This window comes from Pseudoleptotrichia sp., assembly GCF_057270515.1.
Genome location: NZ_DBHIXS010000005.1, coordinates 106,462 through 119,256 on the forward strand (window position 1 = coordinate 106,462; position 12,795 = coordinate 119,256).

Genomic DNA, 12,795 nt, shown 5'->3' on the forward strand with positions numbered 1-12,795 from the left:
TAGAAAAGTTACAAAATTTTTTATTTTCGGGATAATTTTTAGAAACAGTGATGAACAGAAAAGACGAGCATATAAAATATGCGTTGAAATATAAAAGTAATCATAACAGTTTTGACGATATGGAGCTTATTCATCAGTCAATACCTAAATATAATATTGAAGAAATAGACCTTTCAACAAATTTCGCAGGATATAGGTTTGAATATCCTTTTTTTATCAATGCTATGACCGGAGGAAGTAAAAAAGGAGAAAAAATCAACGAAAAATTGTCAGAAGTAGCCCAAAAATGCAATCTTCTTTTTGTAACGGGTTCTTACAGTGCTGCTCTTAAAAACCCCGAAGACAATTCGTTTAATATTGTGAAAAAAAATGAAAATCTTTTATTAGGAACAAACATAGGAGCTGATAAAGATTATAAAGCAGGTTTGCAGGCAGTGGAAAATTTAAATCCGATATTTCTGCAAATACATGTAAATGTTATGCAGGAGCTTATAATGCCCGAAGGAAGTAGAAATTTCAGCAAATGGGAAGATAATATAAAAGAATTTGTAAAAAAAATAAAAATCCCTCTGATATTGAAAGAAGTGGGCTTTGGAATGAGCGAAGAAACCATAAGAAAAGGGATAGAACTGGGTGTAAAAACTTTTGACATAAGCGGCAGAGGAGGAACAAATTTTGCCTATATAGAAAATGAAAGAAGAAATAATACTCTTTCTTATTTAAATGAATGGGGACAAACTACGGTTACTTCCCTTTTAAGTGCGGGGAAATATATAAATGATGTTGAAATAATAGCAAGTGGAGGAGTAAGAAACCCCCTGGATATGATAAAAGCTCTAATATTAGGAGCAAAAGGCGTAGGAATGTCGGGAGCTGTACTAAGATTAGCTGAAACAAATACAGTTGATGAAATGGTTGAAATATTAAATAACTGGAAAAAAGAGTGTAAAATAATAATGTGTGCATTGAATGCAAAAAATATAAATGAATTAAAAAAAGTAAAATATATTTTATACGGAAAAACAAAAGAATTCTCGGAACAGATATGAATTTGTTATATATATATTTAAAAAGGAGCTATCTCATAAGTCAAAAATAATTTTACTAACATAAATGTTATATATTTTTAAAAATCAACAGATATTATTTTTATTGATTTTATAAATATAGTAAAATATATAGAATTTATGATTTGGTAATTTTATTTACTTTATGAGACAACCCCAACTTTTCAAATGAACAAATATAGGTTTTACATCGTTTTTAGTATAAAGATTTTAAAATTATAAAATAGTTATAAATAAAAATATCTCAGGAAATGTTATAAGTCCCGAGATATTTTTTGTTAGGTAAGGTAAATAAGTCAAAAAATCTGTAGTTTGACAATGGTTATATTTATGTATAGATATTATTGTTCTCTTAAATAAGCATTTAGCATCCATAAGTTTTTTTCATATTCAGTAATGTATTCATCCATCATGGCTGAAGTTCCGTAATCACTTTCGTCATCGGCTGCTGTTTTGATTTCTTTCGCAAGTTTCAGCATTCCTTGGAATTCGTCTTTTACTGAAACGAGTACATCATGTACAAATATTTCCTTATTTTCAGCTTCTTTAATTGTAGTAAGTGTTAAATAGTCTTTTAGTGTTCCGTAAGGTCTTCCTCCGATAGCGAGTATTCTTTCAGCTACTTCGTCTATTTGCTCATTGATTTTATCATAAAAATCTTCCAATTTTGCATGGATTGTAAAAAATCCTTTTCCAACCACATTCCAGTGGTAATTTTGAACTTTTCTGTAAAGTACATTCAGATTTACTAAGTATAGATTTAATTTTTCTGTTGTTTTGCTCATTAATATCATCTCCTAATTTTAAAATTATTTTATATTTGTAATAATTACAAACTATTATATTAAAAATTTGGAATTTTGTCAACCTTTTTTTGTGAAAAAAGAAAAAAATTTTATAAAAACAATCAGAATTATTAAAGAAACTATTATTGACGGTCCCGAAGGAATATTCAGAATATATGAGAAATATAATCCGAGCAGAATTCCGATAAAAGAAAAAAATACAGATAAAAATACAATATTGTAATATTTTTTTGCAACCATTGAAGCCGCAGCCTGAGGAATAGTAAGTATGGAAATAATAAGTATAATTCCTATAGTTTTAATATTTATTATTATTGCAGAAGATATGAGTATTATCATAAAATAATTTATAAAATAAGTAGGAACCCCATGCAGTCTGTATAATTTTTCATCAAAACTGGTATAAACAATGCCTTTATAAAATATTATGAAAAATATTATAGTAACGATATCCAATATTAAAAGGGAAATAATATTAAAAGTATTGGAAAGAAGTATATTTCCGAATAAATAAGTAGACATATCGGACTGATAGCCGGGAGTCATAAAGGAAAATATAATCCCTATAGCCATGCCTAAAGACATTACCATACCTATACCTAAATCGCTGTCCATATAGAAGAAGTCTTTTAAAATCAATATTAAAATTCCTGATAATATTGAAAATATAAGTCCAAAAATAAGAGGGTCTTTTATCGGTAATTTAAAAAAATAGATGAGATAAATCCCTATTCCTATTCCTCCATAGGAAGCATGGCTTATACTCGAAGAAATAAAAACCATTTTTTTATTGACTATATATGTTCCTATAATCCCGCAGCATATGCTCGATAAAAGTCCCACAGTAAGGGCATTTCTCATAAAAGAATATTGTAAAATATTTATAAAGTCCATTTTTCCCCGTTCTTTAATTAAAGTCATTAATTAATATATTTATTAGTTATGAATTTTCTATTTGTTATTACTGACTATATTTATCTGAGATTAGTCGATATTATAATTGAAATAAGTTAATGTCTGTGTATAATTGCATTTTCATCTCTGTAATAATCTTTTTTATCCTTATATACTTTTATAGCTCCTTCCACGATAAATATGGAATCCACATAATTATATATTTTCTCGAGTTCATGGGAAATTATTACAAGAGTGGAGCTGGAAAGCTGTTTTATTTTTTCAAATAATTTAAACTCAAATTCTTTGTCAAGGAAAGATTCCGGCTCGTCCAAAAATATAATTTCAGGAGAAGAAACGAGTGCCCTTGCAATAAGAGCTCTCTGTAACTGTCCGCCGGAAACTTCACTTATGAGTTTATTTTTTAAATGAGAAATCCCAAACTCTTTTAGAAGATTTTCAGTTTTTTTCTTTTCATCTTTATTAAAAGGTCTGAAAAGATTTTTTCTGTTTGTAAGACCTGATATAACCAAGTCAAATATATTGATAGGAAAAGAAGAATCAAATTCCCTGATTTGAGGGAGATAACCAATTTTGTCCTTATCAATGAAAAATTTGATTTCTCCTGAATTTTTTTTCAGAAAATTTAAAAGAACTTTTACTAAAGTGGATTTTCCTCCGCCGTTTCTTCCTAAAATTGCAACGTTCCGCTCTTTTAATATATCAAAATTTATATTTTTTAGAATAAATTCAGTATGGTATTTAAAATTTAAATTCTTCACACTTATAAGTTTTTCTTCGGAATTGCTCATAACAGTCCTTTCATTTATGTATTACGTATGTATATGATTTATCGGTTTATGAAATAACTTAAATTCTTGATGTATATTTGATTAATCCAGATAGTCTACAAAGCGGTTCAGATTTTCAAATATATTTTCCAAATCTGCATTAAATTCTGCTACTTTGGAGTTAGGAACTTCTTTGGAAATAGCTTCGGCACTTTGTTTAGGAAATTGAGGTTGAACTAAAATAGTAGTTACACCGTGTTCTTTTGCCTCGTCAATAATTTCTTTGATTTGCTGGGCAGAAGGTTCCTTTCCTTCGCTTTCTATTTCGATTTCTTTAATGCCGTAGTCTTTAAGGAAATAATTCAAAGCGGGATGATAAATCATAAATACTTTTTTAGTTTTAGTGGACATTTTTTTAGTTATATCTTCTTTAAATTTAGTCAATTCAGCTAAAAAATCATTATAATTTTTTTCAAAAGTATCTTTTTTATCAGGATACATTGCAGTTAATTTATCTTTTATGTTTTTTGCGACTTGAGGCATTATTTCCAAGGAAAACCATACATGAGGGTCAACAGCGTCTTCATCATGGTCATGATCGTGGTCTTTTTTCTCATGCTCTTCGTGTTTTTCATCTTTATGGTCATGGTCTTTATCTTCGTCGTGATGATGATGATGTCCTTTTAAAAATAAAGCTTTATCGACACCGCTTAAAACATTTGTGATTTTATCTGAACCGTTCAGACTTTTTTCTATTGTTTCTTCAAAAGGAAGCATATCATAAGTAAAAAATACTTTGGAATTTTCCAGAGTTTTCAAGTCTTCGGGTTTAGGTTCAAAAAGCTCATGGTTCATATTAGGCTGTACGATAGAAATAACTTCAAAATCATTTCCTGCGATTTTCTGCACAATCCATTTGAGAGGCGGAATACTCGTTACGATTTTTTCCTTTTTAGGCATTTCCGTCTTATCGGAGCCGTTTTTTTTATCAGGGCTTTCAGTTTTTCCGCATGAAAAAACAAGAATTCCTAACAATAGTAGTGTTACAATTTTTTTCATTTTTTTAAATCCTCCTGTAAATTTTATTTATCATTAGCACCGAGTTTATATATTTAATCACAGTCGTTGCATTTACCCTTGAAAATTGATAAATGTGATAAAAGGGAAAATCCTTTTTTTTCCAATGCACTTTTTTCTTTTTGGGTTTCGGAAACAGAAAATTCGGGTACGGTTTCTATATGTTTACATATATCACATATAAAGAAATTGGCATTTTCTTCTTTAAAATAATATTTTTCATTTTCAAAATCAAAAGAAAATACGAGCTTGTTTCTCTCCAAAAAATCTAAAGCCCGATAAATCGTGGACAAATCAAAGTCAACTTTTGTTTTTAAAAATTTTGCATTTATCGGCGTGTCCGAATTACTTATTAAATCTAATATTTTTTGTCTGTTTTTTGTCAATTTCATAATGCTACCTTCTATAAATAGTTTATAAAATGCGAATGATTTGCAAATATAATTTATTCTATAACAATTTTTTTTATTTGTCAAACATTTATTTTATTAACTGTTTTTTTACAAATTTACAAATTATATGGAAATATTTGAGAGATTTTGTAGATAATATAAAGATAGATAATATAAAGTAAGTAAATAAATATATAAAACTGAAATAAATACTTGATGAAATTAAATATCTGTCTTGTAGTTATCAAAACTATATATTTTTAATCTCAAAAATTGACTTTTCCTTAAAAAAAATAAACTAATATTATAAAATATAGATAATTTTATATTATCTATAAAAAAAATAGGTATTATTTTTTAAGTTTGGGATATTTTTGGAAAAAAGATACTTGATTTTTATCTTCTATTATAGTAATAATCTATATGAAAGATAATTTTTAGTATGCTTAGTATATGAATAAGATTGTAATATATGAATTAAGATTTGAGGAGTGTGTAAAAATGAATAAAATATACCTGCTTTTAAGAAAAAATTTTAAAGATAAACTGTTGAGAAAAGCATTAGCTTTTGTAATGCTGCTGTTTTTTAATTTCAACATATTTTCCGAAATAGTACCCGACCCTGCAAGTATAGGGACAAAGGTAACAAAAACGGCTTCGGGAATAGATCAGATAGATATAGCAGCACCGAATAAGAACGGGACAAGCTATAACTCCCTTAAAGAATTACAGGTAAGTGAACAGGGGCTAATACTAAACAATAATAAACATGTGGCAGTAAATACACAGACAGCAGGACTTGTAGCAAGAAACAGAAACCTTGATAACGGAGTGGCTGCAAACCTCATCATAACGGAAGTAACAGGGAAGAACAGAACAAATATAAACGGGATAGTGGAAGTGGCAGGACAGAGAGCCGACCTTGTAATGGCAAACAGAAACGGCATATATGTAAACGGTGGAGGCTTTTTAAATACGGACAGGGTAACATTGACAACAGGAAGTTTACAGATGAAGGACGGAGACCTTGTAGCCATAGATGTATCACAGGGGCATATAGGGATAGGAGAAAAAGGAGTGGACGCATTAAGCCTAACAGACCTTGAGCTTTTAGGAAAGACGATAGATATAGCAGGAGTGATAAAAGCGTCAAAAGAAACAAGAGTGCTGGTATCAGCAGGGGGACAGACATACGAGTACAGAACGAAGGAAGTAAAAAGTAAAGGTGAAACATATAGAGGAATAGCGGTAGACGGAAAAGCAGCAGGAAGTATGTACGCAGGAAAGATAGATATAATCTCAAATGATAAAGGGGCAGGAGTAAATACAAAAGGGGATCTGGTAAGTGTAGACAATATAACACTGACAGCAAACGGAGATATAACGACAAACAAGGTAAATGCAGGAAAGCAGGTAACATATAAGAGTACAAAGAAAGTAAGAATGAAAGGGGAAACAACAGCAGGGAAGAAAGTACAGGTAAAAGCAAAAGAAACGGAAATAGACGCAAAAGTAGTAACGGGATATCTGGAAAAAGCCCTTGGAGAAAAGGCAATAGAAATAGAAAGTGAAAAGACAAGTATAACATCAAAGATAGAAGCAAACGGAAGAGTGGAAATAAAATCAAAGGAAACAAGAAACACAGGAGAAATACTTGCAACGGAAAAGATAGAAGTAACAGGAAATAAACTTAATAATAACAGCGGAGAAATAAGAAGTAACAGTAAGATAGACATCAATGTAAAAGACACATCAAATGTAAAAGGATACATACTGTCGGACGGAATAACAAAAGAACAGGCAAAAGAATGGCAAGTGGAAGAAAAAGTAAAAGAAGAAAGTAAAGAGGATAAAAAGGAAGAAAATAAGGAACAAACAACAGGAATAAATCTGAAATCTGACAGACTTGACAATACAAAAGGAATAATAGCAAGTTTAGGAAAAACAGCAGTAAATGCAGGAGGAACAGTAAATAAGGACGGAAAGATAGTATCAAGAGGTGTAGTGGAACTCATTACGCCTAACGAGTACGTATATGAGGGGACAGTAGCGGGAGATTATGCGACGACATTAAATGCAAAGAAAATAACAGTAAATGAAAAAATGGAAAGAAAGAACACACTGGAGCTAATAGCAGAACAGGGAGTAATATTAAAGGAAAACATAGTATCAAGAATACTAAGCATAGAAACAAAAGGAAACCTTGACAATGCAAAAGAGATAAAGGGTACAACAACCCTTGTATTAAAAGCGGACAATATAGAAAATAAGGGAAACCTTTTAAGTGATAAGAATCTGTATATAAAAGTGAACGGAAAAGTATTAAATAAGGAAACAGGACTAATAAAAGGGAAAGAAGAGACATATGTGGAAGCAGGGATAATAGAAAACAACAGAGGAAAGATACTGTCAGAGGGAAACCTTGCCCTGATAGCTGAAACATTAATAAGAAATGACAGGGGAAAACTGCACGCAAGAGGAGATGTATACGGAGAAGTAAGGAACGGACATTTTGAAAACATAGGAGAAACTGGCATAACGACAGACGGAAATGTAATAATAAAAGCAGAAAAAGGAGACGTAACAAATAAGGACGGGGGAAACATAGAAGCAGGAAAAGGAGTGTCGATAACAGCTAAAAACCTGTATAATACTGAAAGATATATAACGGACGGAAAAGACAGTGTAATACTTGCAGGCGGAGGAAGAATAAAAGGCTCGGATGTATATATAGACGTAAAAGGGAAAGTGGTAAACGGTACGGAAGAATATGAAAAAGGAACAAACAGAAGAAAAGACGGAGTGCTTGTAGACAACAGAAATGTAACGGCATTAAATCCGTCAATAATAGGAGGGACAAACAGTACCGCAATAAAAGGAGGAAACCTTGTAAACACATCACAAATAGGTATTACAGGAACAACACAGATAGAGCTTACAGGAAAAGGGATAAATGCAAGTATAGGAAATAATACAGGAAAAATAAACGGAAATATTGTACTTGTAGAAGGGAATAAAGGCATAAGAAATATAGGGGGAGAAATAAAGGGAGGAGAAGCGACACAAGTAACGTCAAAAGAGGGGAAAATACTGAATGAAAGTACAGTAACTACGGACGTATCGCTGATAACTAATGAAAATGCAAAAAGAAAATGGTTTGTACCGAGAAGGGAGACAGTCAGTCAAACATCCGCAGTTACTGAAACAATAAGAAATGTCGGGAAAATAGAGGGAGATAATCTTGTATATGTAAAGGGAGCCGAAGTAGAAAATATAGCCGGAGATATAAAAGGTAAAGGCGGGACATACATAAAAAGTACATCAAAAGATATAACAGACAAGACAATAACATTAGAAGACAGTAGAAAAGGTGCAGTTGAAGCAGGTACTGACAAGAAACAGTGGGATACTATAGATAAAACAAATACAGTTTCAGGAATTATAGGAGAAGGAAAAGATACTATTCTTGATTCAGCAAGGGATATCATTCTTGAAAGTAGTAATTTGAGAGCAAAAGACGACATAGTATTGAATGCTAAAAATTATTTGATGATGCTTTCAACTATAGATACTGAACATAAGTTTAAAACTCAGTCAAGTACGAGCGGCGGCGGATTATTCAGAAAGAAAAAAAGAAAAACGGAAGTATGGACAGAGGATAATATTTACGCAAATCCTGTGGAACTTACAAATGACGGGAATGTTCTTATAAATTACAGAGGGATAGGAAAACCTGCGGAAAATATGGGAGTATTCGCCCAAGGAGTAAACTTTAAGACAAAAGGTCAAATAGTAGGATTGTCTGACGGAAATATTTATATACAAGGAACAAAAGATAGACTGGAAAGTACATATGATTCTAAAACTGTAAAAAGTTTCTGGGGATTCAAATACAAAAGAATACATGATTACGTAAATGAAGATAAGGAAAATTATAAACATAGTCAGTTGTATGGTGAAGCAGGAGTCAAAATAGATTCCGAAGGAAAACTCAAAATTGAGGGAGCCGATATTCAGGCAGTAGGTTCTGTATTCCTTAGAGGAAAACTTGGACTGGAAGTAATGCCTGGAACAGAAGTAAGCAGCAAATATGAAAAGCATACAAACAGAGGACTTAGATTAGCAAATATAATGGTAGGATTAAAAGACTTCTTTACAGGAAGAAAAGATATGAAAGATAAACTTGTATCAAAAAGTATCGGAACTGTAATAAATTCTAAAGAAGGTTCTATAACAGTTGAAGGAGACTATATAATTTCTGTAGGAAGTAAGATAGGAGCAGCAGGAGATATAAATCTGTCAGGAATAAACGGAGTTTTACTAAAAGACGGAGAAAATTTTGAAAGTTTAAAAGAATTAAATGAAAAAATGAAAACAGGAACATACGGAAGAATAGGCGGGAAAAACTGGAGCGGTTCTTTCGGAGCGGAGGGTTACTATACAAGAGATATTAATAAGACAACAATAAAAGACCCTGAAAAAAATATTTTCGTAACAAATGGCAGCATATATATAAAATCTTCAGAGGGAAATATACAGTTGCAGGGAGATTTGGCAGCCAAACAAAATATAGGTATATCTGCTGAAAAGGGAAAAATATCTATAATAGATTCCCAAAGAAAAGTACTGAGTAAAAGTGAAAATATAAGTGCTCAGACAGGATTTACAGTTAATGCAACATTAGGAGGAATAAAGGATACCATACTTTCTTACAAAGATTATCTGAAAATGGTTACAGAAATGAGAAATGTGGGAAAAGTAACAAGTTTAATCAAAGATATAGCAGAAGGGAAAAGTTTACTGGAAAGTCTTGACGGTAAGGAAGAAACTTTGAATACTTTGAATACATACCTCAAAGGACCAAGTTCGGGAGGAGTATCGGCAGGAGTAACAGCAGCAGGAGCAGGAAGTTATGGAAAAACTGTAAATGAATATATTCAAAGTATAGCTACAAATTTAAGGGCAGGAAATGACATTACATTGAAAAGTAATGAACTTGAATTATATGGCGGAGTTGTAAAAGGAGACCATGATGTATCACTGGAAGCTAAAAAAATAAATGTGAATGCTTCGGAAGACAGTTATATAAGCAATATGAAAAACATTGCATCAGCTGGAAATTATGACATATTTTCCAGAAGAGGCGGAGGAAGTATAAATTACGGAAGAGGAAAAGGCGAAGGACAGAGTTATAATAACAGCCAGATTATAGCCGGAAACAGATTATACTCAAAATCTGATGAACTGACAGTACAGGGAGGAAATCTTCAGGGTAAACATACAGACGTTATAACAAAAAGTCTTGTGCTGGAAACTTTGCAGGATACGGAAAAAAATAGGGAAATAGGTGTTGGAGTAGCATTTAATTCAGAAAGACAGAACAGTAAAAACTCTTATTCAGGAAATGCAGAATTATTAACAGTAAAAAGAAATAAGGAATGGTCAGAAAATCAGAGCAGTATAACGGGAACGGAAAGTATAAAAGTGAAAGCAGATAACGGGTATATAAAAGGAGGAGTGATAGCCAATATAGATAAAAATGGAAAAGACGGCGGAAATCTATCAGTAAATATTAAAAAATTAATAACGGAAGATATAGAAAGTAAAGATAATAAATTAGGTGCAGGAGTAAGTGCAGGTGTAACAAAAAGAGCAAAAGTTCCTGCAACAGAACAAATGGTTATAAAAGATGCTAATGGAAACAGTATCGTAAAACAGAATAAGTTCGGAATGGATTTCAGCGGGTCAGTAGAAGGGTTTAAAAAAGAAAAAATAACAAAAGCAACAATAGGAAGCGGAATATTGATAACAGAAGAACAGAGCGGACCGATAAACAGAAATATAAACGATATGGAACAGATTACAAAAAATGTAAATGTCAATAAAGTAAATATGAATTATACGGAAACTAAAAGAGGTTGGGGAGAAATCGGAGCCATACTTGCAGCAGATGCGGGAATAATAGGAGGAATTGCGGACAGTATAAACGAAAAATGGTTTAGAAATCAGCCACAAAATATGGAAGAGGCATGGACAGAAACAGTTTACAGAAAAATAAGAAATGTGGAAGATTTTATAGATAAAAAACTGAAGAACGATATGCTTCCTATAGTACCGACATCAGGACAATATGGAGGAATACTCGAAGGAATACAGGTATTCGGAATAAAAGATAAATTTGATATATTTGATATAGTTCTGAAACAGGATGAAAATGGAAATGTTATCATAACAGGGAAAAAATTGCATAATCCTTCCGAGATTAAATCAAATGAAGTATTCTTAAACGGAATGACTGAAGAATCCGAAGTGTCGATAAGAAATGCAATCAGTCAGCTTGTATCAATAAACGATATAGAAAATAAGATAAAAAAAGGTAAAGAAGTAAATGTAACATTAGTTTACAGTAAAACAAGAGGTAACATCACTGACGGAATGGAGTCTGTTCTTGGGAAAATGTTTGACGGAACTTTAGCAACTTTCGGACTTGTAACAGGAACATCAAGAGGATTTGCCGATGTATTGACACAATTAAATCCTGACAGACAGTATAATATAACAACATATAGTCAGGGAAATATAGTAGCAATGGGAGGATTGAATTATTTAAATAACAAAGGCATAAAATTAAATGGTAATATAACATTTTATCATACAGGGACACCTGTAGCTCCAAAAGTATTTGATAAATTAAGTAAAGAAATGAATTTCAAAAATGGAGTGTCAATGATAAATAGTTTAGATCCTGTAGGAAGTGAACATGGAGGTTTTATAGGAATAAAAAGATTTGGGCTGATAGCTGAAACAAAAGATTACAATGGAAAAGCCAATAAAACACTTGACCAATTGTCCTCAAAAATATTTGTTTTTGGACCTTCGTTAATGAGAAGTCAGGCATACCCGATGTTGACACTAAAACAAAAAGATGAATACACTAAGGAAGAAATCAGAAGATTATCTGAAAGACAGATACTTGATGATAATTTCTGGGGATTTGTAACATATCCTCATGGAAGATATTTTAAAGAAGATAGAGAGTTTGTACAAAGACAGTTGGATTATCTGAATTTAGTCAAAGCGAATGGAGAAACAGCAGATAATAAAATAATAGACAACATAAGAAAAGAAAGACAGACTGTTACTGTTGAGAAATTCATAAATGGTCCTATAGTTTCTGATGACCAGATAATAGATTTCAGAACAAATTTATTTTATGACGAGTTCAAGGAAAATCTGGGTGCTCATTGGATAGAAAAAGAAAAACCGCTGTTGCCTAAATTAGAAATTGGGGCTTCAAAAATACAGTCAAGAAGAAATTCAACAGAATCCATAGATGTGATTGTAGAAAGGCTAAGAAAACAGGTGAAATAAGAAATCAGAGTCTGATTTAATTTGATAAATCTATCAGATTTTTAAGAAAAACAGTAGCTTTTATAATGCTACTGTTTTTAATTTCGATATATTTTCCGAAATAATATCGATGCATATTGTGGAAAGAAATTATCGAATAAATAGAAAGAATGATATATTTAATTGGATAATATTAAAAAAATTTTTGGAAAAACATAAATATAAAAAATGATATATCTAATGAGATAACATAAAAAAACTTTTTGAGAAAACATAAATACAAAAAAGAAAGTAATTTAAGTAAAAAATACTGATTTGAAATCAAAGCATATATAATATTAATCTTTTTATAAATAATAAATAATTGTATAAATGAATGGAAAAATATATAATAACGTATAATTATATAAACAAAATT

Annotated in this window: 7 protein-coding genes; 2 read left to right on the forward strand and 5 right to left on the reverse strand. The window is 31.2% G+C overall.

Going from position 1 to position 12,795, the window contains the following annotated elements:
* The first annotated feature begins 50 nt into the window (after nucleotides 1–50).
* On the forward strand, nucleotides 51–1,049 hold the full coding sequence (gene fni / locus ACO5J6_RS05580; protein ID WP_485642612.1) for a type 2 isopentenyl-diphosphate Delta-isomerase: 999 nt from the start codon (nucleotides 51–53) through the stop codon (nucleotides 1,047–1,049).
* A gap of 359 nt (nucleotides 1,050–1,408) precedes the next feature.
* Here the strand turns inward: fni and ACO5J6_RS05585 are convergent, their stop codons facing one another.
* From ACO5J6_RS05585 to ACO5J6_RS05605, 5 genes are all read right to left on the reverse strand, one after another.
* Nucleotides 1,409–1,852 (reverse strand): Dps family protein, encoded by a 444-nt coding sequence (locus ACO5J6_RS05585; protein ID WP_485642613.1) that lies wholly within the window; start codon nucleotides 1,850–1,852, stop codon nucleotides 1,409–1,411.
* Between the two features lie 78 nt (nucleotides 1,853–1,930).
* Complete coding sequence (locus ACO5J6_RS05590; RefSeq protein ID WP_485642614.1) at nucleotides 1,931–2,767, reverse strand: metal ABC transporter permease; 837 nt, start codon at nucleotides 2,765–2,767, stop codon at nucleotides 1,931–1,933.
* Between the two features lie 116 nt (nucleotides 2,768–2,883).
* Nucleotides 2,884–3,579 (reverse strand): metal ABC transporter ATP-binding protein, encoded by a 696-nt coding sequence (locus ACO5J6_RS05595; protein WP_485642615.1) that lies wholly within the window; start codon nucleotides 3,577–3,579, stop codon nucleotides 2,884–2,886.
* A gap of 81 nt (nucleotides 3,580–3,660) precedes the next feature.
* Complete coding sequence (locus ACO5J6_RS05600; protein ID WP_485642616.1) at nucleotides 3,661–4,617, reverse strand: metal ABC transporter substrate-binding protein; 957 nt, start codon at nucleotides 4,615–4,617, stop codon at nucleotides 3,661–3,663.
* Nucleotides 4,618–4,670: 53 nt separating this feature from the next.
* Complete coding sequence (locus ACO5J6_RS05605; protein WP_485642617.1) at nucleotides 4,671–5,027, reverse strand: Fur family transcriptional regulator; 357 nt, start codon at nucleotides 5,025–5,027, stop codon at nucleotides 4,671–4,673.
* 501 nt (nucleotides 5,028–5,528) lie between these two features.
* Here ACO5J6_RS05605 and ACO5J6_RS05610 point away from each other — a divergent pair.
* Nucleotides 5,529–12,398, forward strand: a complete 6,870-nt coding sequence (locus ACO5J6_RS05610) for a two-partner secretion domain-containing protein (protein WP_485642618.1) — start codon at nucleotides 5,529–5,531, stop codon at nucleotides 12,396–12,398.
* Nucleotides 12,399–12,795: the final 397 nt, after the last annotated feature.